Origin of the sequence: Acinetobacter lanii, assembly GCF_011578285.1 — a bacterium.
Lineage (GTDB): Bacteria > Pseudomonadota > Gammaproteobacteria > Pseudomonadales > Moraxellaceae > Acinetobacter > Acinetobacter lanii.
This window is the reverse complement of sequence record NZ_CP049916.1, coordinates 1,542,784-1,565,631: the sequence shown is the minus strand read 5'-3', so window position 1 is coordinate 1,565,631 and position 22,848 is coordinate 1,542,784. Positions and strand designations below refer to the sequence as shown.

23 protein-coding genes and 1 pseudogene are annotated in these 22,848 nt (G+C 40.2%); 12 read left to right on the top strand and 12 right to left on the bottom strand.

Going from position 1 to position 22,848, the window contains the following annotated elements; translation table 11 throughout:
* Positions 1-6: 6 nt before the first annotated feature.
* The 3 genes from G8D99_RS07245 to G8D99_RS07235 all read right to left on the bottom strand — a co-directional run bounded on the left by G8D99_RS07245 (position 7) and on the right by G8D99_RS07235 (position 2,897).
* Entirely contained in the window at positions 7-1,872 is a 1,866-nt protein-coding gene (locus G8D99_RS07245; RefSeq protein WP_166323951.1) for a SurA N-terminal domain-containing protein, read from the bottom strand.
* A gap of 130 nt (positions 1,873-2,002) precedes the next feature.
* Positions 2,003-2,275 carry an HU family DNA-binding protein gene (locus G8D99_RS07240; protein ID WP_067659107.1) on the bottom strand — a complete coding sequence of 91 codons (273 nt, stop codon included), beginning with the start codon at positions 2,273-2,275 and terminating at the stop codon, positions 2,003-2,005.
* A gap of 166 nt (positions 2,276-2,441) precedes the next feature.
* Positions 2,442-2,897 carry a phasin family protein gene (locus G8D99_RS07235; RefSeq protein ID WP_166327595.1) on the bottom strand — a complete coding sequence of 152 codons (456 nt, stop codon included), beginning with the start codon at positions 2,895-2,897 and terminating at the stop codon, positions 2,442-2,444.
* 202 nt (positions 2,898-3,099) lie between these two features.
* Here G8D99_RS07235 and G8D99_RS07230 point away from each other — a divergent pair, with 202 nt between their 5' ends.
* The 8 genes and pseudogenes from G8D99_RS07230 to fdx all read left to right on the top strand — a co-directional run bounded on the left by G8D99_RS07230 (position 3,100) and on the right by fdx (position 9,319).
* Positions 3,100-3,753 carry a hypothetical protein gene (locus G8D99_RS07230; RefSeq protein WP_166323949.1) on the top strand — a complete coding sequence of 218 codons (654 nt, stop codon included), beginning with the start codon at positions 3,100-3,102 and terminating at the stop codon, positions 3,751-3,753.
* Between the two features lie 133 nt (positions 3,754-3,886).
* Entirely contained in the window at positions 3,887-4,360 is a 474-nt protein-coding gene (locus G8D99_RS07225; protein ID WP_166323947.1) for an Rrf2 family transcriptional regulator, read from the top strand.
* A 1-nt stretch (position 4,361) separates the two neighbouring features.
* Positions 4,362-5,579: an IscS subfamily cysteine desulfurase gene (locus G8D99_RS07220; RefSeq protein ID WP_166323945.1), complete on the top strand. Its 1,218-nt coding sequence runs from the start codon at positions 4,362-4,364 to the stop codon at positions 5,577-5,579.
* A gap of 126 nt (positions 5,580-5,705) precedes the next feature.
* Positions 5,706-6,092 (top strand): Fe-S cluster assembly scaffold IscU, encoded by a 387-nt coding sequence (gene iscU, locus G8D99_RS07215; protein WP_111857964.1) that lies wholly within the window; start codon positions 5,706-5,708, stop codon positions 6,090-6,092.
* Between the two features lie 38 nt (positions 6,093-6,130).
* Complete coding sequence (iscA, locus tag G8D99_RS07210; protein WP_166323943.1) at positions 6,131-6,451, top strand: iron-sulfur cluster assembly protein IscA; 321 nt, start codon at positions 6,131-6,133, stop codon at positions 6,449-6,451.
* Positions 6,452-6,553: 102 nt separating this feature from the next.
* Positions 6,554-7,069, top strand: a complete 516-nt coding sequence (gene hscB / locus G8D99_RS07205; protein WP_166323941.1) for a Fe-S protein assembly co-chaperone HscB — start codon at positions 6,554-6,556, stop codon at positions 7,067-7,069.
* 37 nt (positions 7,070-7,106) lie between these two features.
* A pseudogene (gene hscA / locus G8D99_RS07200) lies at positions 7,107-8,964 on the top strand (Fe-S protein assembly chaperone HscA).
* A gap of 16 nt (positions 8,965-8,980) precedes the next feature.
* On the top strand, positions 8,981-9,319 hold the full coding sequence (gene fdx / locus G8D99_RS07195; RefSeq protein WP_166323939.1) for an ISC system 2Fe-2S type ferredoxin: 339 nt from the start codon (positions 8,981-8,983) through the stop codon (positions 9,317-9,319).
* Between the two features lie 79 nt (positions 9,320-9,398).
* Here the strand turns inward: fdx and G8D99_RS07190 are convergent, their stop codons facing one another.
* The 7 genes from G8D99_RS07190 to G8D99_RS07160 all read right to left on the bottom strand — a co-directional run bounded on the left by G8D99_RS07190 (position 9,399) and on the right by G8D99_RS07160 (position 17,914).
* Positions 9,399-10,832, bottom strand: coding sequence for an adenylate/guanylate cyclase domain-containing protein (locus tag G8D99_RS07190; protein WP_166323937.1), 1,434 nt, complete (start codon positions 10,830-10,832; stop codon positions 9,399-9,401).
* A gap of 60 nt (positions 10,833-10,892) precedes the next feature.
* Complete coding sequence (locus tag G8D99_RS07185; protein ID WP_166323935.1) at positions 10,893-11,330, bottom strand: HIT domain-containing protein; 438 nt, start codon at positions 11,328-11,330, stop codon at positions 10,893-10,895.
* 229 nt (positions 11,331-11,559) lie between these two features.
* Positions 11,560-15,018 (bottom strand): transcription-repair coupling factor, encoded by a 3,459-nt coding sequence (gene mfd / locus G8D99_RS07180; RefSeq protein WP_166323933.1) that lies wholly within the window; start codon positions 15,016-15,018, stop codon positions 11,560-11,562.
* Positions 15,019-15,160: 142 nt separating this feature from the next.
* Positions 15,161-15,514: a hypothetical protein gene (locus G8D99_RS07175; protein ID WP_166327593.1), complete on the bottom strand. Its 354-nt coding sequence runs from the start codon at positions 15,512-15,514 to the stop codon at positions 15,161-15,163.
* Between the two features lie 163 nt (positions 15,515-15,677).
* A complete protein-coding gene (locus G8D99_RS07170) occupies positions 15,678-16,466 on the bottom strand; it encodes a glutathione S-transferase N-terminal domain-containing protein (RefSeq protein WP_166323931.1) in 789 nt (262 codons plus the stop codon).
* A 214-nt stretch (positions 16,467-16,680) separates the two neighbouring features.
* Positions 16,681-17,190 (bottom strand): ribonuclease E activity regulator RraA, encoded by a 510-nt coding sequence (gene rraA, locus G8D99_RS07165; protein ID WP_166323929.1) that lies wholly within the window; start codon positions 17,188-17,190, stop codon positions 16,681-16,683.
* Between the two features lie 55 nt (positions 17,191-17,245).
* Positions 17,246-17,914 carry a Rossmann-fold NAD(P)-binding domain-containing protein gene (locus G8D99_RS07160; protein WP_166323927.1) on the bottom strand — a complete coding sequence of 223 codons (669 nt, stop codon included), beginning with the start codon at positions 17,912-17,914 and terminating at the stop codon, positions 17,246-17,248.
* A gap of 215 nt (positions 17,915-18,129) precedes the next feature.
* Between G8D99_RS07160 and rpsT the strand changes: the two genes are divergently transcribed.
* Entirely contained in the window at positions 18,130-18,396 is a 267-nt protein-coding gene (rpsT, locus tag G8D99_RS07155) for a 30S ribosomal protein S20 (RefSeq protein WP_039622003.1), read from the top strand.
* A 232-nt stretch (positions 18,397-18,628) separates the two neighbouring features.
* Complete coding sequence (locus G8D99_RS07150; protein WP_166323925.1) at positions 18,629-19,921, top strand: MFS transporter; 1,293 nt, start codon at positions 18,629-18,631, stop codon at positions 19,919-19,921.
* Between the two features lie 97 nt (positions 19,922-20,018).
* On the opposite strand, the gene G8D99_RS07145 is transcribed toward G8D99_RS07150, so the two are convergent.
* Positions 20,019-20,756 carry a histidine phosphatase family protein gene (locus G8D99_RS07145; RefSeq protein WP_166323923.1) on the bottom strand — a complete coding sequence of 246 codons (738 nt, stop codon included), beginning with the start codon at positions 20,754-20,756 and terminating at the stop codon, positions 20,019-20,021.
* Positions 20,757-20,816: 60 nt separating this feature from the next.
* Positions 20,817-21,668, bottom strand: a complete 852-nt coding sequence (locus G8D99_RS07140; RefSeq protein WP_166323921.1) for a 3'(2'),5'-bisphosphate nucleotidase CysQ family protein — start codon at positions 21,666-21,668, stop codon at positions 20,817-20,819.
* A gap of 17 nt (positions 21,669-21,685) precedes the next feature.
* Between G8D99_RS07140 and G8D99_RS07135 the strand changes: the two genes are divergently transcribed.
* Both G8D99_RS07135 and G8D99_RS07130 read left to right on the top strand, forming a co-directional pair.
* Positions 21,686-22,387 (top strand): HAD-IA family hydrolase, encoded by a 702-nt coding sequence (locus G8D99_RS07135; RefSeq protein WP_166323919.1) that lies wholly within the window; start codon positions 21,686-21,688, stop codon positions 22,385-22,387.
* Positions 22,371-22,811 (top strand): RNA-binding S4 domain-containing protein, encoded by a 441-nt coding sequence (locus tag G8D99_RS07130; RefSeq protein WP_166323917.1) that lies wholly within the window; start codon positions 22,371-22,373, stop codon positions 22,809-22,811. Before G8D99_RS07135 ends, G8D99_RS07130 begins: the two co-directional genes overlap by 17 nt.
* Positions 22,812-22,848: the final 37 nt, after the last annotated feature.

Sequence of the window (22,848 nt, the reverse complement as noted above, 5' to 3'; positions counted from 1 at the left end):
TTGTTGTTACTTGATTTTTGCTTGAGATTTTAAATATTCAGCATAATCTTTTAACAACTCAGTGCCACGGTAACCTTGATACAAGTTTTGCAATTGTTGCGTTTGTTCAGCCGACAACGATGCCACATCTGGTTTTTTAACCGATGCCACAGCTACAATCACCATTTCATTTGGTAATGCCGCAGTCGTTAACGACCACATGCCCGCTTTCGGTGTAGGCGCAGCAAATGCAGCACGCTCAATTTCACGTTTTAAACCTTGTGAACGTGTAAATACACCGGCATGTTCAAATGATTTTGAATGTTTCGCCAAAGCTGCTTGAGCAGGCATGGTTTTGAAATCAGCCAACATCGTTGCAATTTGCGCTTTGGCTGCATTGAAAGCTTTTTGATTGATCAATGCTTGCTTTACACGAGGCGTAGCGACATTTAAAGGTTGAACACCAGCAGCATGATAGTTGCGCACTTTAATCCAAACGGTATCACCATTCGCCATTTGAATGTTGCTTGAGGCATTACGATCACCTGCTTTGACATCTTCGCTGAACAATTTTGCTTTTACCGCTGGATCAGCCAAAACAGCATTATTGGTGCCTAGAGTCACCGCTTTAGCAGTCAATACTTTGGCTGTTTTCACTTCTTGTGAAACCACATCCAATGCATCAGCACCGACCACCAACTCATTTAAGCTGTTAATCGCATCCGCATAGACATTGGCATTTTTAGATTTGGTTACTTCAGCTGTTAAACGTGCTTTTTCAGCTTCAAAGCTCGGCACATTAACCGCTTGAGCATGGGCAGAAATAATATGATAACCAAAGTCTGTTTTTACTGGTTTAGACACTTGACCTTTCGCTTGAGCTACTGTGTCATCAAAAGATTTACCAAACACACCCGGCTGATAACCATCAACCACACCACCCGTCGTTTTCGAACCCGTGTCTTCAGAGTACTGTGCCGCTGCGGCAGCAAAACTCATGCCTGCCTGAATTTTGGCATAAACATCATTTGCCAATTTTTGAGCTTCAGCGGGTGTACGATTTTCTTTCGTAATCAGAATATGCTTGACTTCAGTTTGCGCATTTTTCTTCTGGGCAGCGACAAAATCATTATAAGCTTGCTGTAATTCAGCATCTGTTACAGCGGTGTTGGCTTGTGACACCATTGCTGGTGTAACCACCAAATAATCCACATCCACAGAAGCCAATTGCTTGAATTTATTCGAATGCTTTTTGTAATAGTCAGCAATTTCTTGGTTGCTCACTTTGACGGATTTTTTATAATCATCTAGTTTAACTGATGATAAATAAAGATCACGTTGTTCAGATTGCAAATTTGAAATTTGTTGAATATCAACAGGACTTACCAAAGAATTGTCAGTAATGGCTGTGGTAAGCATTTTCAAACCATGGTCTTGACGAATATTGCTAATCAGACCCTGACTGGTCATGCCAATAGAACGCAAATAGTTTTCATAAGACTTTTGATCGAATTGACCATTCACTTGCAAGCTCGGTTGCTGTGCAATCATTTGCTCAATTTGTGCATCACTTAAGGTAATCCCTAATTTTTGCGCTTGCTGAATCAGTAAGGCACGATCGACTAAACTGTCTAAAGCCGCTTTACGGATGACGTCTTGATTTAATAACGATTCATCGCCCTGAACCATTTGCAAATATTGATCGTTATAATTTTTTGTTTGCGCTTCTAATTCTTTATCAGAAATGTCTACGTCATTCACGGATTTGGCAATACCTTCTTTTTTACCCCCACCAAATAAGCTTTCCATACCTGCAAAAGCCAATGGCAACAAGAATAATGCTAATAGGACTTTGCCCAGCCAACCCCGAATGAGTCTACGAAACGTTTCCATGAGTATTCCAAAATTTTATTTCAGAGGGATTCTAACTGATATTCAAAACTGAATGAATCATATCTGTAGGTTATTTTATGATTTCATAAAAAACGCGCCTGATCGGCGCGTCTTTTAGGATAAGAGTCTATTAAGCAACAGAATCTTTCAAGCCTTTACCTGCTTTGAAGCTCGGCACTTTGCTTGCTTTAATTTGAAGTTCTTCACCTGTTTTAGGATTACGGCCAGTACGTGCCGCGCGATCTTTAACACTGAAAGTACCAAAACCAACTAAAGTTACTGTATCGCCTTTTTTCAACGCTTCACCAATTGAAGCAATAGTCGCGTCCAATGCTTTACCTGCATCAGTCTTAGACAATCCCCCTTTCTCTGCAATCGCGTCGATCAATTCTGATTTATTCATGAAGATTTCGTCCTCTTATACGTTTGTTTAAAATCCAAGGCTAAGTTAAAAAAGGCCATGACGACTTTATAGCAATGCTTTGGGGGGAAACGCAAGACTACTCGAGTGCATTTGATTAAAATAACTGGCAAAAAATGATAAAAACTTCATTTTGTAGAGATTTAAATCATTTTTTTTCGAGTTGTGCATTCAATTTTTTGTTTTCTTCCACCAAGGCATCCACCTTATTGGTTAGAGCTAAAATCAACCCTTCCAAGTGTTGCAAATCTTTTGCTGTCGCCAAGCCAATCTTATTTAACGATGTACTGACCCCATGATCAAGTAGTTTCTCAACTTTATCTTTGGTGTCTGTGACTGACTCTTTGGTCTTCTCAGCGACCTTGGTCACAGTTTGGTCGGTCAACTCAACTGTTCTTGACTCAAGCTCTTCACCGACTTTAACCAAAGAATCAAACATTTTATTGCCTTCTTCTTCAGCGCGGGAAAACGCGCCTAAACCGGCCAACCAAATTTGCTTAGTATATTTTCGAAAATCTAAGGTTGATTTACGTTGAGATTTAGATTTCAGTTGAGTAGATCCATTTTCTTTTTTTGTGCTTCCATGTTCATTATTGTTATCGATCTCTTGCTTCACCGTACGACTCCTGTATATTTTAAAGGCCCAAACGCCTAAATATGCATAAAATACATTAATATTATCAAATTAAGCGCTTGAACCTTTTGAAAAACTGTTCTACAAAGCACAGATAAATTCAATTTGGTGTAGGATTTCAGCACCGACGATAGAGCAATACCGATTTTATATCTTTTAATAGGACTTTTTTATGAGTGAATCGCAACAACAACAAGGTCATACCCGTTTGTTGCTTAACATTGCCATGGTTTTATTAGAAACTTTTTATTCGTTTGTTTTAAAGCATGACCGTGTTGTTCGCCTTCAAGCCAAGAAATTCGTCGAACAACAAATTACTATAAAAATGAACAGCTATATCCCTTATTTTGACTTCTATGTTCAGTTTACGGACAAAGGGATTTTGTTTGATTTAAAAGCGCCTGAAAAAGCCGTCGATTTGACTGTAAGTAGTACACTCGTTGATTTCATTCAGATTTTTGTTTTTGCTAATCGCCGTAGTTTGAAAAAAATGCGCATTGAAGGCGACCATACGCTTAAAGATGAGTTTCGTGACTTGGCTTTACACCTAAGCACACCGAAGCTATTGTCTGATTGGAAACAATGGCTCAGCAACTCAGATGATGATGCGCAAACCATTGCATCTAAAAAACGCATTGCTCCATTATTGGAAAAAATTGATTTGCAACGCTCAAAAATTAATACCCTGCAAGTCGAAGTAAAGCAGTATAAAAACCGCATTCGTCGCATGCAAAGCACCCAAAAGCGTATTAATATTGCATTTGCTATTACTTTAGTATTATTTGTCGCTTTAGTGGTGTATAATTTGGCGCAGAAATTTTATTAATTCCAATAAAAACAAGATTTAAAATTGATTCAAATAATCCCGACTACTTTAGTAGGATATTGTAAATAAAACTTGACTAATTTAGTCAGGATTCATAAAATTCGTACATCTAGTCTTACATGTGTATCGAATCATGCGCCTTACCACTCGCGGTCGCTACGCAGTGACTGCATTACTTGATTTAGCTTTGCAGCCCGCTGAGCAGACGATTACGTTAGCAGAAATTGCTGCACGACAAACTATATCTGTAGCTTATCTTGAGCAATTATTTGCAAAATTGAAACGCCATGGTCTGGTTTCAAGTGTGCGTGGTGCAAATGGTGGTTACCATTTAGCGCGTAGTGCTGAAGACATTACTGTGTTAGAAATTATTGAAGCTGTAAACGAAACTGTTGATGCAACACGTTGTGACCACAAAGGCAACTGCCAAAATGGTGCAATGTGTCTAACTCACGATTTATGGCAAGAACTCTCCCTTCACATTGCCGATTATTTAGCTAAAATCTCACTTGCTGACTTGGTGACCCGCGACAACGTACAAACTGTGTCGATTCGCCAAACCACAACTCCTTTAGATTCAGCCCTTTTATCGGTTACAGGTATTTGACATGAAACGTCCAATTTATCTTGATTATGCTGCAACGACGCCTGTCGACCCTCAAGTTGCTGAGCGTATGATGGAGTGCCTTACATTTGATGGCACCTTCGGTAATGCTGCATCACGTTCACATGCTTATGGCTGGCAAGCGGAAGAAAAAGTTGAATACGCTCGCGAACAAGTGGCGAACTTAATTAAAGCTGATCCACGCGAAATCGTATGGACTTCAGGTGCGACTGAATCAGACAACCTTGCACTAAAAGGTGTTGCTCAGTTCTATGCATCTAAAGGCAAACACATCATTACAAGTAAAATTGAGCATAAAGCAATTTTAGATACTTGCCGTGAATTAGAAGAAGAAGGCTTTGAAATTACCTATTTAGAGCCACAACCACAAACAGGTTTAATTACTCCGGAGATGGTGGCTGCTGCACTTCGTCCTGATACCATTCTTGTTTCCCTCATGATGGTAAACAATGAAATTGGTACTGTGACTGATGTTGCGGCGATTGGTGAATTGACTCGCGCAAACAAAACTTACTTCCATGTCGATGCTGCACAAGCTGCAGGTAAAGTTGAAATTGATCTTTCAACCATGAAAGTCGATTTGATGAGTTTCTCTGCACACAAAATTTATGGTCCTAAAGGTATTGGTGCCTTGTTTGTACGCCGTAGCCCACGTGTTCGCCTTAAAGCGCAAATGCATGGTGGCGGTCATGAACGTGGTATGCGCTCTGGTACTTTGGCTACGCATCAAATCGTTGGTATGGGTGAAGCGTTTGAACTTGCTGGTAAAAACCTTGCATCTGAACAAGCGCGTATCCGTGTACTTCGTGACAAACTTTGGAATGGTGTTCAAAGCCTTGAACAAGTATTCTTAAATGGTCACCCAACACAAAACGTTGCCAATTATTTAAACGTAAGCTTTAACTTTGTTGAAGGTGAATCGTTGATGATGGCATTGAAAGATGCGGCTGTATCTTCTGGTTCTGCATGTACTTCTGCAACGCTTGAACCCTCTTATGTACTTCGTGCATTGGGTTTATCAGACGAACTTGCACATAGCTCAATTCGTTTCAGCTTCGGCAAATACACCACTGAAGAAGATATTGACCACGTTCTTGAAGTGACCAAAGCTGCTGTTGAGAAATTACGTGATCTTTCTCCACTTTGGGACATGTTCAAAGAAGGCATCGACTTGTCTAAAGTTGAATGGGCTGAACACTAAAACCGTACGAACGAGAGCATCTCACTGAAAGTCTTTTGCCAATAAAGCGTTGAAATTCTTTGAGATGACTCAATATTAAACAATATATCTAGATATCTAGCTGACCCCGAGTTTTGGAGACGCATCATGGCTTATAGTGAAAAAGTAATTGACCATTACGAAAACCCTCGTAATGTAGGCGTTTTAGACAAAAATGCTGAAAATGTTGGTACAGGTATGGTGGGTGCTCCGGCATGTGGCGACGTTATGCGTCTTCAAATCCAAGTAGACGACAACGGTGTGATTGAAGAAGCACGCTTCAAAACTTATGGTTGTGGTTCTGCAATTGCATCTAGCTCACTTGTGACTGAATGGTTAAAAGGTAAAACTTTAGATCAAGCACAAGCGATCAAGAACATTGATATTGCAACCGAACTTGCACTTCCACCTGTTAAAGTTCACTGCTCTGTACTTGCAGAAGATGCAATCAAAGCAGCGGTTGAAGATTACCGTAGCAAAAAAGCTAAAGCTTAAGATTAGTTTGCTTTATTTGATGATTGAATGGAGTTTTCATGATCAATTTAACTGAAAATGCTGCAACCCATATCAGCAATTATTTATCGAATCGCGGTAAGGGTGAAGGTATTCGCATTGGTGTGAAAACTTCGGGTTGTTCAGGCTTGGCTTATGTACTTGAGTTCGTTGATGAAGTCGATGTACATGACCAAGTATTTGAGCAGTTTGGTGTAAAAGTTTTTGTTGACCCAAAAAGCTTAGTTTATCTTGAAGGTATGGAGATGGACTACGTGAAAAACGGTCTCAATGAAGGCTTTGAATTTAACAATCCAAACAAGAAAGGCGAATGTGGTTGCGGTGAATCTTTCACTGTATAATCAACCCCTTCTCGATCTTTCCAAATTAAAACAGTGTTCTACACTGTTTTAATTTTATGATTTACACGTTTTTTCACATCATCTTCTTGGAATTTTTTCCCAATGAATCATTTTGAGTTGTTCGATCTCCCTGTAGCACTCGATATTGATTTAGCAACTTTAAAAGCAAATTTTTTAAGATTGCAGCAACAATATCACCCAGACAAAGCCGAAGATAAAAATCAAGCGATGATTAAATCCAGTGAGATTAATCAAGCCTATAAAGTTTTATCCAATGTTGATAGTCGTGCAGGATATTTACTGGCACTCAAAAAACAGGATTATCATCTCGATCAATCGATTGGTGATTTTGAATTTTTACAATCTGCAATGGAAATTCGTGAGCAGCTTGATGAAGCGTCTTCTCCTGAAGATTTGAACTCACTTAAAGTTGAAGTTCAACAATGGATGGATGGCTTGGTACGCGAATTCAAAATTGACTATCAAGATGAAGATTGGGCCGAGTCACGAGACACTGTACGTAAACTACGTTTCTTCCAAAAAGTCATGAATGACATTTTAAAAGCTGAAGATCGTATGCTCGATGATGAAGATTTTGATTTAGATGATGATTTTTAATTTTACAATTTTGACTGATATTTTAGGGATTTAACATATGGCACTCTTGCAAATTGCGGAACCTGGACAATCAAGTGCGCCACATGAACATCGCATTGCCATTGGTATTGACCTGGGTACAACACACTCACTGGTTGCTACAGTTTTGTCAGAAAGCGAAAGTTTTAAATGATGACAAAGGTCGTGTGTTACTCCCTTCTGTTGTGCATTATTCTAATAATTCAACTGCTTTTGGCTATGATGCTAACCCATTTTTAACCACTGATCCAAAAAATACCATTGTTTCAGTGAAGCGCTTTATGGGTCGTTCAAAAGCAGATATTAAATTCCAACACCCCTACACCCTTGTGGGTGAAGATAATCAAATGCCTGCATTTGAAACCGCTCAAGGTCGTAAAACACCTGTTGAAATTTCAGCTGAAATTTTAAAGCAGTTAAAAGACCGAGCTGAAGCCAGCTTAAAAAATCCAATCAATGGTGCTGTGATTACTGTTCCCGCTTATTTTGACGAGGCACAACGCCAAGCAACACGTGATGCTGCTCAGTTGGCTGGATTAAATGTATTACGTTTATTGAATGAACCCACTGCTGCTGCTGTCGCTTATGGTTTAGATCAAGACACCAATCTCAGCACAGATCGCAATTATGTGATCTATGACTTGGGCGGTGGTACTTTCGATGTTTCAATTCTGCGTTTCTCTCAAGGTGTATTCGAAGTATTGGCAACCGGTGGACATACTGCACTCGGTGGTGATGATTTAGATCGTTTGATTGTGAAATGGGCAAAGAAACAGCTCAATATCGAAACACTGAATGATGCAGAATTTGCCCATTTTGTTGTTGCCGCACGCCAAGCCAAAGAAGCGCTCAGTGATGCTGAGCAAGTTGAACTCAAACTTTTAGATCAAAAATTAACACTAGATCGTCCTAGTTTTGAATCGATTATTCAAGTGGCTTTGGACAAAACCATTAGCGTATGTAAACGTGTGATGCGTGATGCTAAGCTTGAACTCGATGATATTCAAAATGTGGTCTTGGTCGGTGGTTCAACCCGTTCTTATGCCGTGCAAAAGGCAGTGCGTGAAGTGTTTAATCAAGAGCCACTGTGCACGATCAACCCAGATGAAGTCGTTGCGATTGGAGCTTCGATTACAGCCAATCAATTGATTGGCAACTCAACCGATGGCTCTTTGCTCTTAGACGTAACGCCATTGTCTTTGGGTATTGAAACTATGGGCGGCTTGGTTGAACGTCTGATTTCACGTAATACTGCAATTCCAGTGGCACGTCGTCAAGAATTCACCACTTATCAAGATGGTCAAACAGCGATGTTGATCCATGTCGTGCAAGGTGAACGCGACTTGGTTGAGCATTGCCGTAGCTTAGGCCGTTTTGTGCTTCGTGGTATTCCACCAATGACTGCCGGTCAAGCACGTATTGAAGTGACTTATCAGGTCGATGCGGATGGCTTGCTTTCTGTGTCTGCGCGTGAAACCACTTCAAATGTCTCTGCGCAAATTGATATTAAACCTTCTTATGGATTGTCAGATAGCGATATGGAACGTTTGCTTCTTGAAGGTTTCCAATTTGCCTCAGAAGACAAAGCATTGCGTCATTTGCAGGAAACCAAAGTTGAAGCACAACGTGAACTTGAAGCTTTAGAACAAGCGTTGAAAGTGGATGCTACACTGTTGGCAGAAGCTGAACTCAGCGCATTGAATGCAGCTAAATCTCAACTTCAAGTGACTTTAGCTTCCGATGATATTGATGCAATTGAACAAGCGGTTGAAGCATTAAAAGTTCATAGTGATGAATTTGCTGCAAAACGTATGAATCAACATATTGATCATGCACTTAAAGGTACTAAGCTTGACGATTGGTCAAACTCAAATTAAAACATAGGTAAAAATTATGCCACGTATTAAAGTTCTCCCACATGCGCAAATTTGCCCAAATGGTGCTGAGTTTGAAGTTGAGCAAAATGCCAATCTTTGCGAAAGCCTATTGAAAAATGGTATCAAAATTGAGCATGCTTGCGATATGTCTGCAGCATGCACGACTTGTCATGTTGTGGTACGTAAAGGTTTTGATGGCTTGGAAGAAATGAATGATGTTGAAGCCGATCTTCTCGATCGTGCTTGGGGTCTAGAGCCTGATTCACGTTTGTCTTGCCAAGTCAAAATTGAGAATGATGACTTAGAAGTCGAAATTCCAAAATACACCATCAATCATGCCTCTGAAAATCATTAAATACTGATTTTCATCGAAAAAAAGGTCACCTCAAGTGACCTTTTTTGTTTCTTAAATTAAAAAAATATAATAATAAAATCTATTTTACTTCGTCCGCTAAATTTAGTTTCACAATTCCGCCACTGTTGGTTAAGTCTTGTTGCACCTTAATTCGCTCAATCATTTTTTCAAGTACAGACAGCAATTCTGCATATTCATAGTTTTGCACTTCTTCAAGATTCAGCACCAACTGAAAACCTTTATACTCAAAATCAAACCATTGCTGAGTATCTTTTTGCGCACTGTAGCGCTCCATCACCTGCCAACTTTTCACTGAACCCTGAATTCCCTTTAATTCAATAGGTGCTTGTGGTGCACAAAGATAGTGATTTTTAACAATCTTATAGGTTTCATCGGAAATCAAAATTTCGTCAATTTCTGCTGCACTTTGTAAGCGCGCTGCAAGATTGGCATCACGACCGACAATGGTATAAGCCATACGATGCACCGCACCATAGTTGCCTACGTGACAATAGCCGGTACTGATTCCCATACGAACATGCAAAGGTGAATAACCCATTTTCACCCAACGTTCACGCAAAAATTTCATTTGCTGACGCATCGCCATTGCCATATCGATACAATTTTTAGCATCTTGCTCAACGCCTTGAGAATCCGGATCACCAAAGAAAATCAGGATCGCATCCCCCATAAATTTATCGATCGTTCCGCCATACTGCTTGGCAATTTCAGTCATATGACTTAAATAATCATTCAGTACAAATGCCAAATCATCTGGGATCAGGGTTTCGGACAGCTCAGTGAATCCTTGAATATCGGAGAAGAAAATGGTGATCTTTTTACGTTTATATTCAAGCTTCGCTTCGGTTTCACCGCGCATAATCGATTGCCACAATTGAATTGGCGCATAGCGGCTGAGTTGATTGGACAACTCAATGTAGCGATTCATTTCTTTAAAATAATTTTCACGCTGTCCTTCTAAGTTTTTCATACGACGATTTTGATAATAATTAGCAAAATTGACAAAAATGATCGTACATAAACAAGAAACAACTGACAGTTCAATGGAGGTTTGCTGAAAATAGTCTTCAAAACCATAAATAAAAATGGTATTCAAATAAAAGCTAATAATGCCCAGCAAAATTGAAACTGAACCGACCATCATCGAGATTTTATTGTTAAAAACCGTATAGACCAGCCCAAACACCAAGACAAAGGTCACCAACAAACTTAAATGTACCGCTGATAAAGCCGATGAAACAACAATAATATCGAGAAAGAAAAATGCATTACGGCGAACTTTACTGCCGTATTTATATTGTATGGCGTGTGAAAGACGTGGAATAATCAGTAAAATAAAAAAAACAAAAATAGGAAAAACAATTTGATAACTTGCATTCGGTGATGTGAAGTAATAGATCACAACCAAAAGTGCAACCATCAAATACCCCATTATCCTTTGGAGCACTTCAAATTGCTTTGGTTCCTTGTCCAACATACGATCTATTGGCAAATTCTATTACCTCAATTCACACGATTTTCTTCTAATGTTTGTTGCAAATGTTGCTAAAAATTAGTCCATACGCCAATCAAATGGCATATCACCTTGACCACGAAGTGCAAGCATCAAAGTTTGACGCATATGCGCTAAAACATCATTGCTATAAGGAATGGCAGGCGCAGCGCCCCACACTGGTTTTGGCCAAGCCAAGTCATTTTGGTAACGTACAACATGATGGAAATGCAGTTGAGGAACCATATTACCCAATGCTGCAACGTTCATTTTGTCCGCACGAAAAACACGCGACAATTGGCTCGATAACCAGCTCGATTCTCTTAAAAATTGTTCTTGGTCTGCTTGGCTCAGTTCATATAATTCTGTAATACCCGGCACACGTGGAATTAAAATCAGCCACGGAAATTGCATATCATTCATTAAACGACATGTAGACAGCGGAAAGTCGCCGACAAAAAACGTATCTTGAGCAAGTTGGGGATGCAAACTAAACATATATTTATAAATGACGCAAAATGAAATTGATGACTAATACTAACACATCAGTTTTGACCTGAATATTATTAGTATTGTGTTTTGATATAAAAGATTTACAAAAAAAATTGATTTATATCTCAGCGATACTTTAATCAATCCCTTAAATAAATCAAACCTTTATTTGGATTAAAAATAACCACAAATAAAGGTTTAAGTTGAATTTCAGGCATGTACATTGTGTGAATGATCAATGTAATCCCTTGAGCAAGATATTCATCAGATCATCAGCAAACTGGATGCGTTTGGCATGCTCTTCCAACATCACCATCACTTTTAAACGTTGCCCGCCTTCCATACGATAGTAGGTCGGATGTTTTTGCATGAGCTGAATAATACTGATCGCTTGTACAGGGGTTTCAGGAGAAAATTCAACATAACCGCCATTGGCATTTAAATCAATTTTGGTAATGCCCAATTGTTCAGCTTTAATGCGCAGTTGATGCACACTAAACAATTGTTTCACTTGAATCGGCGGGATACCAAAACGATCGATCAACTCCATACGGATGTGGTCCAGTTTTTCTTGGCTATCGGTATTACTGATACGTTTATAGAACAATAACCGTTGATGCACATCACCCAAATAATCATCGGGAATTAACGCTGGCATATGTAAATTGATTTCAGCAGTCAGTGACAACGGCGCATCAAAGTTCGGAGTTTTACCTTGCTGAATGGCTTTGGTGGCTTTTTCAAGCATTTCCATATACAGACTATAACCAATCGCATGCATGGAGCCACTTTGTTGTTCACCTAACAACTCACCTGCACCACGAATCTCTAAATCCTCGGTCGCCAACATAAAACCTGCGCCCAGATTCGAAGCACGTTGAATCGCATCTAGTCGTTTTTCTGCATCCCCTTTCAATCCTTTGATTGACGGTACCATCATGTAGGCATAGGCCTGATGATGTGAACGTCCGACACGACCACGCAATTGATGTAACTGTGCCAAACCAAGTTTGTCTGCCCGTTCGATAATAATGGTGTTGGCATTGGGAACATCAATACCGGTTTCAATAATCGTTGAACAAACCAAGACGTTATATTCTTTATGGTAGAACTGTTGCATGACTTGCTCGAGTTCACGCTCACGCATCTGACCATGGGCAACAGCTACACGTGCCTCAGGCACCAAATTGCGAATATTTTCGGCTGCACGCTCAATCGTATCGACTTCATTATGAAGTAAATACACCTGACCACCACGCAGTAATTCTCGTAAAATGGCTTCTTTCATGGTGGCATCAGTTTGTTCATTCACAAAGGTTTTAACTGCTAAACGGCGTGCTGGTGGTGTGGCAATAATCGATAGATCACGCATGCCTGAAAATGCCATATTCAGCGTACGAGGAATCGGCGTTGCGGTTAATGTCAGCATATCCACATCGGCACGCATCGCTTTAATGCGTTCTTTGTCACGTACGCCAAAGCGATGCTCTTCATCCACTATCATTAAGCCCAAATTTTTAAACTGGACATTTTCCTGCAAAATTTTATGTGTACCAATCACAATATCGACTTTGCCATCGATCAAATCCTCAATGGTTTTGGTATGAGCCTTATTAGAACCAAAACGTGATAGGACTTCAATACGGATCGGCCAATCGGCAAAACGATCTTTAAATGACTCAAAATGCTGTTGCGCTAACAGTGTGGTTGGCACAAGAACAGCGACTTGTTTATTGTTTTGAACTGCGACGAACGCAGCACGCATTGCCACTTCCGTTTTACCAAAGCCTACATCACCACAGACCAAACGATCCATTGGCTTAGCCAGTTGCATATCACTCAAAGTCGCTTCAATGGCATTGGCTTGATCCAAAGTTTCCTCATAGGCAAAACCGGCTGCAAACTGCATATAAGTACTCTGCTCAAGTTCAAAACTAATGCCCGGCTTCGCTTTACGACGTGCTTGAATATGCAATAACTCAGCAGCGACATCATGAATTTGCTCTAGGGCTTTACGTTTCGCCTTGCTCCATGCATCAGTGCCCAATTTATGCAAGGGCGCCATATCAGGGTCACCACCGCTGTAACGACTAATCAAATGCAGATTGGTCACGGGCACATATACTTTGGCGCCTTCAGCATAATCAAGTTGCAAAAACTCATGATCTTGATCATCAATACTTAAAGTCACTAATCCAGCATAACGCCCAATGCCGTGATCAATATGCACCACAGGCGAACCTAAACTCAATTCTGTTAAGCTCTTAATCAAGAACTCTTCTGACACTTCGTGTTGACGCTTACGACGACGTTGCACCACACGATGTTCATACAACTGATTTTCAGAAATCACCGTCAGTTGATCTTTGACCAACAAACCACGCTCTAAAGGTGCACTGGTAATGGCAACGGAGTATTTTTGCTTAATAAATTCAGCGTAGCTTTCTACAACAGGGATTTCTCCCATACTGGCACGGAGTGAGTCTTTTAATGACTCACGGCGACCCGCACTTTCAGCCACCAACAACACAGGATGATTGGCCATGTCGATATAGTGTTTAACCTGATGGAAAGGTCGCTCATGTTTTGGATCAACAGGTAAGCGTGGCGACTCTTCCGTCTGTAAATTAATGACACCGGCTTTGTCTTCTATCGGCTCAGGTGAAGCAATAATGCGTGAAAATTGATTCAGTTGCTCGAAGACTTGATTGGGTTGAAAGAAAATTTGCTCAGGCGGCAATAGGGGCTGATCCACATTATGCCGACGATCTTCATAACGTCGATACACTTCCTTCCAAAAGCTCGTTAATCCCTCATCCAATTGCTTATCTGTAATGACAACAGAATGACGAGGTAAGTATGAAGTAATGCTACTTTGGGTTTGCATTGCTTCAGCATCAAAGAACAATGGGAAGTAATAATCTAAGCCTGGTGAAGCAATCCCTTCCATCACATCTTGATAAATCGGATTCTTTTTCGCATTCGATGTAGGAAAAGTTTCTGCATAACGCTCACGAAAGATGGAGCGTGCTTCTTTAAGCGGAAATTCTTTAGCTGGCAATACGGTGAAATTTTCAATTTTGGTACTGGTTCTTTGCGTTTCTGGATCAAAGAATTTTAAAGTGTCAATTTCGTCATCAAATAAATCTATTCGAATTGGTGCATCTTGTCCGGAAGCATAAATATCCATGATACTGCCACGTACAGCGAATTCACCATGATCGTAGACGGTATCCACCAAATGGTAACCGGCTTGAATCAAACGTAATTTCTGTTGTTCTAAATCAAATTTTTGCCCGACATGTATATCGAAATGCTCACCCAACACCCATGATGTCGGTGCAACACGCTGTGCCAATGTATTGCTTGAAATCAGCAATACGCCAGTTTTCGGCATATTTGACAGTATAGACAAACGCTCTGAAGCAATGTCTTGATGGGGTGACAGGCGATCATAGGGCAAAATTTCCCAATCAGGGAAAATCGTCGGCTTTAAACCATAGAACTCCAGTTCAGTTTCAAGCTGTGATAAATGCTGATTATTACGCGCAACCAATACAAACAGCCGATCCGAATTCTCGGCAATCTCTTTAAATAATAAGGCGGCGGCAGAGCCATGTAATGTGCCCACCCAACGTTTTTCATTTGTTTTAAGTTGTTTTAAATTAAGCTGAGAAATTTCATTCTGAAACATGAAGATCGCTTTTTGGTTTAGAACACATCACACTATCTTAGCATGATGTTTTTCCACTGGGCGGGATTTTTATGAGGATTCAGGCAGGCTTTTTTCTACACTGTGCATATATATTGCTCAACGAGATACAGCAAATGAAGCTCTATTTTTCCCGTATAAACTGACGATAATAGTCGTTTAAAATGGCAATATAATGCTTCAATTGCTGAAGATTTTCTTCAGTATTGCCTAAACGTGCTACGTAGCGTTGACTGGCGATTTCTAAATCAATTTTTTCATTGATCAAAATGCTTTTGTAAAACAGTGCCTGCAAATCATCAAAGCTTTTTAAACCACGATTTGAAAAATACTCTAAACGCTCGTTTAAATCATTGAGCACCACCCCATCTATGATAAAACCCTGTTCAGAATCAATCTGCATGGCATGTTCATTCATAAAATTCTGTTGTTCTGATGCTTTATTGCCTTTAAACATCTGTGCAATTTTACCAAACATGACGATTACCCTTGATTGAATGCGCTCTAGTTTAAAAGCCAAACCTATAAATGCAAGTTCAATATCAGAGGTATAATTCATCTAAGTGCAACCTATATTCATAAGCAAATAAAAAAGTAGCCCTGAGGACTACTTCTACATAGAAAAACAAAACAAGCATGCACTACTTACCGTATTGATGCTTTAAATATTCCACAATATCTTTTGACTCAAACAGCTTGGTGTTGGTATTAGGGTCGACCAAATAAGGCACTTGAATGTCTTTTTTATCCCGATTCATCAGTTTAATCACTTGCTCACGCTTACCGCCTTTCACCGGATGATATTGACCTGGTTTTAAACGCAGCACTGCTGGACCTTGATCTTGCCAACATTCTTTTGGCACATTGTGAAAAATAAATGGAATTTCCAGTTCAGCCAATTCTGCACGAACCACACGGGTAAAAGGACTCGCTTCAAAGCCCCATAATTCAAGAAGATGCTTCGGTGCAGCGCGATCTTTAATGTTCTGATTAATCCAGATGCCACGCGCACCATTCACCACCGTACCCGCTAAAGCGACATAGGGAATATTCGGATAGTGTGCATACTTCTTCGGGGTGTTCCCTGTCTTGCCATAATGCTTAAACAAATGATGAATAATCGCTTGAGATTCATAAAGTTGATCTCCTGTATTTTCATCAATTAAAAATGGAAACTGTAACTTACCGCCTTTTTCTTTCACGATTTGACGATATTTATTGCCGCCTTTCGGGCATGGATACACTTCATAATCTAAGTTTAATGTGGTGAGCACTTCTCTGACACGACGACAAAATGGCGAACCTTCAAACTCATAGAGCTTCAAAGCTTTTTCAGGTTGTTGTGGGAATGGTGTACCACTTGTACCTCTACCGCCTTCCAAAACGCCAGAAGCGAGCGCTTGTATCACTTTAATATGATGATTCACCATGTCGATATCCTTTTTATTGTCTTTGCTTATTGTGTGGTTGTGTTGAATGATTAGCTTGTATTCACTGTTTTATTTTAATGAACAATGATTGAATTCACGTCCAGTGGTTAGCGTCATGCTATACAGCAGCATATTCAAACTTCAAAGGATATGATGCTGTATCAAATGGCTGGTTAAATAAAATTTATCTGCGCATAAAACCGTAATAACGTACTTAGTCTAGAAAATTTTGCTGACCAATAATGATGCCATTGTTATCTGCATAGACATAATCACCTGATTGAATGGTCACACCACCAAAAGTTAAAGTGACATCAACTTCACCTAGACCTTTACGGTTACTTTTGCATGGGATCGCAGCCAAAGCATGCACACCGAGCTGTAATTGTGCAATAGCATCGACATCACGCACACAACCATAAATAATGACTCCATTCCAATGATGCTTGACTGCAGATTCAGCAATCATGTCGCCCATCAATGCACAGCGCATTGATGCACCTCCATCCACCACCAAGACTTTACCTGTCCCGTCTGTCGCCAATAACTCTTTAACCCTTGAATTGTCTTCAAAACATTTCACAGTCACCACTTGACCAGCAAAGCTTTTGATCGCGCCATAACTTTGAAATGATTTACCATCAATGGATGGACTCATCACTTGAAATGGATGCTCGGGATGGTCATCAAGTAGATCACAGGTTACAAATGCAGGTATAGACACGCTTAAAGCCCCTCTTTTTATATATAGATGTATTCGTTTATCAGCATACGTTTAATTAAGCACGATTTTGCTGTATTTCTAAATTATCATAAATTCTCAGTTTTTCGGTTTGAGTCTGCGCAACCTCGACCATAGTATGAGCGACTTGCTTTGCTGTCACTGGCTTAAATTTAAAACGCTTAGGGAGTAAATGCGACAAACCTTTAAATACCGTCTGTGAAAGATCCTCCAAAGGTCGAGCTTCATCCCGCTCACCGATCAACAGTGACGGTCTTAAGATAGATATACAACTCAAGTCTGATTGTAATAGATGCTGTTCTAGCTCACCTTTGACTTGATTATAGAAAAATAACGACCCTGCTTCGGCGCCTTGTGCGCTAATCAAAACATAATGGGTTTCTGTGCCTTCAAAGAGGTCAGCAAAATGTGCATTGATTTCAAAATCGATGGCGTAAAAATTGGCTTTCGATCCCGCTTTTTTAATGGTAGTACCCAAGCAACTAAAAGCATGACTAAATCCCGCCACATCTTGATCATTGAGTAAGAGAAAATCATCCATTACCCATTGCTTAACTTTGGATAAATTTTTCAGTTGTTGATCTTCTCGGCGCACAATCGCTATGATTTGCTCACATGATTCTATTTCATTCAGTTGTTGTATTAGAATTCGCCCCACCATACCCGTTGCACCAATCACCACTGCACGTTTTATCGTTTTAGTCATTTTTTAATCATTCCAGCTAAGATTAAGATAATTTAACGGTTTATCTCGATTTTATCTGCATCTAAAATGTTGTCAAAGCATGTCAAGACTTGACTTTGCTCAGTCAATTAATCACAATATGGCACTTGTTTACGGGCTGGTTAAAATTTTTCTGATGAAGATTTTTAGATGCAATTTCAGCCCGCCCAGACCAATCTATTTCAAGGAGTGCACGAGTGGCAAACTCTGCTCAAGCAAAAAAACGTGCTCGTCAAAACGTTAAAGCACGTAAACACAACGCTAGCTTACGTTCAATGGTTCGTACTTATTTAAAACGCACAGTAGCAGCTATCGCAGCTGGTGACTATGCAGCAGCTACTGAAGCTTACAAAACTGCAGTACCTGTAATTGACCGTATGGCTGATAAAGGCATCATCCATAAAAACAAAGCTGCTCGTCATAAGAGCCGTTTAAATGCACAAGTTAAAGCGTTAGCTAACTAATTTATGCATGATAAAAAAAGCCCCTCTGGGGCTTTTTTTATGTCTAGCATTTCTAAAAATCCAATACAGTCTTCATTTCGCATTTACCCCTTATTCAAATCATCTCAGCAAAAATTCAAAAATTTAGATTAAAAATAAATTACTTTCCCATTTCTCTTACATTCCAAGCATAAATAAAATATGCTTTTAAAGATGAAAATTTAAGCAATTATTCACTCACCAAGGATATGGAATGAATCAAACTTACACTCCACAAGAAAAAGCCAGTCGAATTAAAGGAATTGTCGGGGCAGCATCGGGTAACTTAGTCGAATGGTTCGACTTTTATATCTATGCGGTCTTTGCAGTCTATTTCACCAAAGCACTGACTGCCCCAAATATGGATTCAACCACACAATCTATTTATGTTTGGGGTGTTTTCGCAGCCAGCTTTTTTATGCGTCCTATTGGAAGCTGGTTATTCGGCCATATTGCAGATAAACATGGTCGCAAGAAATCAATGGTCATTTCAATTTGTTTAATGGCGCTCAGCTCTTTCTTATTTGCAGCACTGCCCACCTATGAAAGCGTGGGTATGATTGCTCCCTTTTTATTACTCTTAGTCAGACTACTCCAAGGCTTATCCGTTGGCGGCGAATATGGCGCTGTTGCCACGTATATGAGTGAGCTTGGATTAAAAGGTCAACGCGGTTTCTTTTCTTCTTTTCAATATGTCACTTTAACAGGCGGACAATTACTGGCCAGCTTACTCGGTGTGATTTTGCTTGCGTTCATGTCTGAAGACCAACTGTTGAATGGAGGCTGGCGTATTCCTTTCGTGATTGGCGGTATAGCAGCAATCATTTCATTGTTGGCACGTAGTGGTCTTGAAGAAACCCTATCTAGCGCTGATCGCGATCGTGAAGAATCTGGCTCTTTAAAAGCATTATTTCGTCATCACTGGAGAACATTTTTACTTGTTGTCGGATACACCTCTGCTGGTTCATTAAGTTTTTATGTCATTACCGTATATTCAAAAACATATTTAACCAACTTAGGCCTAGCAGGCAATACAGTCGGCTTAATCATGACGGCCTGTATTTTTGTTTTAATGATTGCACAACCTGTGTTCGGTATTTTATCCGATCGAATTGGACGTCGTAATTCCATGCTCGCATTTAGCGCACTCATGGCCATTTTTATCTACCCCGTAATGGTAATCGCCATGCCGCATTTTAGCTCATCTCCGCTAATGCTGGCTCTATTGCTGATTTTTTTGATGTTAATTTTAAGCTTTTATACGTCTATCAGTGGAATTGTCAAAGCTGAAATGTTCCCTCCTCATGTAAGAGCTTTAGGTGTTGGCTTCTCTTATGCAGTAGGTAATGCCATTTTTGGCGGATCAGCACCTTCTGTAGCCTTACAATTTAAGGCATCTGGTCATGAAAGCACTTTCTTTATCTATGTCATCGTCATGCTCGTGATTTGTTTCCTGTGTAGTTTAAAACTCCCTAAAGCACCTCAATACCTACATCACGACCATTAACCCCAAACACTTATACAACACCCTCAAAAAAGCCCGTTTAATACGGGCTTTTTGATTATTCAATCCAAGATTTTTCTTAAATCAAAATATGAAGAGCTTAAGTTTTAAATTGGCAGAACTCTCTAATCACCAATTCATGACACTCCCCTCGCCAAATCCACTTGAGTTTACAGTCCATAAACGCACCACCCTCAAACCAAACAAACAAACCTTCCATCATGGCCGGCCAATCCGCTTGATCGATCTGTGTTTTACCTGCAATCACCGCAATGATTGCGGCTAAAATGGTGTCATGACTGACCGCTAAGCTTAGGCCACGTTTATTATTGGGATGCGTATTGTAAATCAGCTCAAGCACATCTATTACACCCCTGATCGGGTGCTTCATCCCCGGTAAGGCATGATTGACGAAACTATTAATAAAGCCCAATGCACCTTGTTGTTTAAAATAAGGCGCTGCTTGTTTAATATCAACGACGAAACTCCCGGGTTCTACCAATAATCCCTGTTCGATCACCTCGATTACATGGGTACTGGTATCGGGTATCATCCCATCAGCACCTTTAAGCATTAAACTTGCCGTGTCTACACAACGCTGAATCGGGCTGGATATACAATGCTGAATCACACGATCGGTATGCTCAACCAAGTAAGAACCCCATGAATAAGCCAATTCTCTACCTTGCTCAGTCAGCTGTAAGTCGTAGCCTGCTAAGCCTTGACCAGATACCACTTCACGTAAAGAATGACGGGTAAATAAGGTCACAGGAACATCTGAATCAGGCAATAAATCTAAAGCCCGAAACATACTCGGTGGTAGTAACTTCAGTGACATAGGACGTATTTAAACATTTGAGTATGTCTCACTATAGCATGGCAAAAATAAGATTCATTTTTAGAAACTAACATTGCTCAGGGCGTCTAATGCGATTTTTTGATTCTCCGCATCTCGATACGCAATAAAACCTTGGTTGAGAACAGTACTTCGCTGATTATAGGTGAACGGTAATGCATCTAAGCTGACGAGCCCCCCACCAATACTTTCCAGCAAGCCCTGCCCTGAACTGGTATCCCATTCAGATGTCGGGTGAAAGCGTGGATAAATATCAATTTCACCCTCTAACATCATGCAAAACTTATAGGCACTGCCTGCTTCTCTACGAATCACAGGGCTGTCTTGCTCCAAATACTCAATATATTGCTGATATTTGGGATTCTTACTGCTATGACTTAAACCCACTTGGATTGCATCAGATTCACTGTCTTTAAACTTGCTGTAGCGCGCCCAGGTTTTTTCAACAAATGAATATTTATAAGGTAACTCGGTTAAATACCCCATATACACCACTTGCTCCATAGGCACAGCAATCACTGAAAAAATGGTTTGATGATTTTCAATTAAACTTAAGTTAATGGTAAATTCATCACGCTGATGAATAAATTCTTTAGTGCCATCCAAAGGATCAAGCATCCAACAGATTGACCATGCATGACGCTCAGAATTATCACTCTCTTCAGACAACACCGGAATCTCTGGGGTAAGACGCGCCAGCTCTTGAATTAAATACTGATTAACCTTTAAATCTGCCTGCGTGACCGGTGATTGATCAGACTTCTTATCAATTTTAAACTCACTGCCTGCACAATAATTTTGGTATTCTTCTCTTAAAATTTGACTTGCAGCAGCCAAAATCGGTACCAATTTTAGAATTTGTGCATCTTGCGGCGCTTGAGTTGTGATAAACATGGATAAAAACCTATTTTATGTCTGACTTAGAAACAAAACCGATCATCATGTTTGACATGGACGGTACGCTACTCGATCTGGCTTTTGATAATTTGATCTGGAATCATAAGCTCCCAGAACGACATGCCCACACCCATCAGTGTTCACTGCAACACAGTTTAGATACGCTGCATGCTTTTTATCAACAACATAAGCATACACTATCTTGGTATTCATCTCGCTACTGGACGGCTAAAGTCGGAGTCGATACTTTACAACTGCAATATGACTTTAAAGATCAAATTCGTCCGCGCGCGGGATGCTTTGAATTACTCGAAGCGTTAAAAGCACAAGGTTATCGCTGCTGGTTACTGACCAATGCTGATTGTGCAGGCTTAAAACTTAAACTTGAAAATGTCGACCTTGCCCCTTATTTTGAAGTCATGATCAGCAGTGAAGAGATTGGGTACTCCAAAGAATGTATCGAATTTTGGCAGATTCTACAAAGAAAACATCCCTTTGACCCAAATAACGCCATGTTGGTTGATGACACTGCACCAGTACTGCAAGGCGCAGAACGTTTTGGTCTATCAAAATTGATTACCATTACCCAACCCTCAAGCGATCAAGTCGCACGCAATCCTTTAGAGCTTGATTACCCAGCGATTAATGATCTCACTGAACTGCTTCCTCTTTTAAACCCAGTACACACCAAGGAACTGAATGTCAAAACAGCCTGAATCTCAACTTGCTGAATCCATGCGTATCGATAAATGGTTATGGGCAGCACGCTTTTTTAAAACTCGCTCGATTGCAAAGCATGCAATTGAGGGCGGTAAAGTCCATCAAAACAATGAACGGGTCAAAGTCTCTCGTGAAATCCGCGTGGGGATGCAGCTGACCATTCAGCAAGGTTTTGAAAAGAAAACTGTGATCGTTAAAGCCTTGTCCAGTGTGCGTGGTGGTGCTCCCCAAGCACAACTTTTGTACGAAGAAACCGCTGAAAGTATTGAAAAACGAGAGTTGCTTTCTTCACAAAGAAAAATGCATAATCTTGCTCGACCCGATCATCGACCAAGCAAAAAAGATCGTCGTGATATTAGTAAATTTAAACAAGAAAATGATCACGGATTTGATCAACAATGGTCTTATGATGATGACTAAATCGCGCGACAATATATGTCGTTACACTGACTAGAAA

Coding starts and splice junctions, on each gene's coding strand:
- G8D99_RS07145 (WP_166323923.1), bottom strand. CDS start 20,756: ATGTCACTGAAGTTACTACCACCGAGTATGTTTCGGGCTTTAGATTTA.
- iscA (WP_166323943.1), top strand. CDS start 6,131: ATGATCAATTTAACTGAAAATGCTGCAACCCATATCAGCAATTATTTA.
- G8D99_RS07135 (WP_166323919.1), top strand. CDS start 21,686: ATGTCTGACTTAGAAACAAAACCGATCATCATGTTTGACATGGACGGT.
- G8D99_RS07175 (WP_166327593.1), bottom strand. CDS start 15,514: ATGTTTGGTAAAATTGCACAGATGTTTAAAGGCAATAAAGCATCAGAA.
- G8D99_RS07220 (WP_166323945.1), top strand. CDS start 4,362: ATGAAACGTCCAATTTATCTTGATTATGCTGCAACGACGCCTGTCGAC.
- G8D99_RS07130 (WP_166323917.1), top strand. CDS start 22,371: ATGTCAAAACAGCCTGAATCTCAACTTGCTGAATCCATGCGTATCGAT.
- mfd (WP_166323933.1), bottom strand. CDS start 15,018: ATGTTTCAGAATGAAATTTCTCAGCTTAATTTAAAACAACTTAAAACA.
- hscB (WP_166323941.1), top strand. CDS start 6,554: ATGAATCATTTTGAGTTGTTCGATCTCCCTGTAGCACTCGATATTGAT.
- G8D99_RS07140 (WP_166323921.1), bottom strand. CDS start 21,668: ATGTTTATCACAACTCAAGCGCCGCAAGATGCACAAATTCTAAAATTG.
- G8D99_RS07225 (WP_166323947.1), top strand. CDS start 3,887: ATGCGCCTTACCACTCGCGGTCGCTACGCAGTGACTGCATTACTTGAT.
- G8D99_RS07240 (WP_067659107.1), bottom strand. CDS start 2,275: ATGAATAAATCAGAATTGATCGACGCGATTGCAGAGAAAGGGGGATTG.
- G8D99_RS07160 (WP_166323927.1), bottom strand. CDS start 17,914: ATGACTAAAACGATAAAACGTGCAGTGGTGATTGGTGCAACGGGTATG.
- G8D99_RS07185 (WP_166323935.1), bottom strand. CDS start 11,330: ATGTTTAGTTTGCATCCCCAACTTGCTCAAGATACGTTTTTTGTCGGC.
- fdx (WP_166323939.1), top strand. CDS start 8,981: ATGCCACGTATTAAAGTTCTCCCACATGCGCAAATTTGCCCAAATGGT.
- iscU (WP_111857964.1), top strand. CDS start 5,706: ATGGCTTATAGTGAAAAAGTAATTGACCATTACGAAAACCCTCGTAAT.
- G8D99_RS07150 (WP_166323925.1), top strand. CDS start 18,629: ATGAATCAAACTTACACTCCACAAGAAAAAGCCAGTCGAATTAAAGGA.
- G8D99_RS07170 (WP_166323931.1), bottom strand. CDS start 16,466: ATGGTGAATCATCATATTAAAGTGATACAAGCGCTCGCTTCTGGCGTT.
- G8D99_RS07245 (WP_166323951.1), bottom strand. CDS start 1,872: ATGGAAACGTTTCGTAGACTCATTCGGGGTTGGCTGGGCAAAGTCCTA.
- G8D99_RS07230 (WP_166323949.1), top strand. CDS start 3,100: ATGAGTGAATCGCAACAACAACAAGGTCATACCCGTTTGTTGCTTAAC.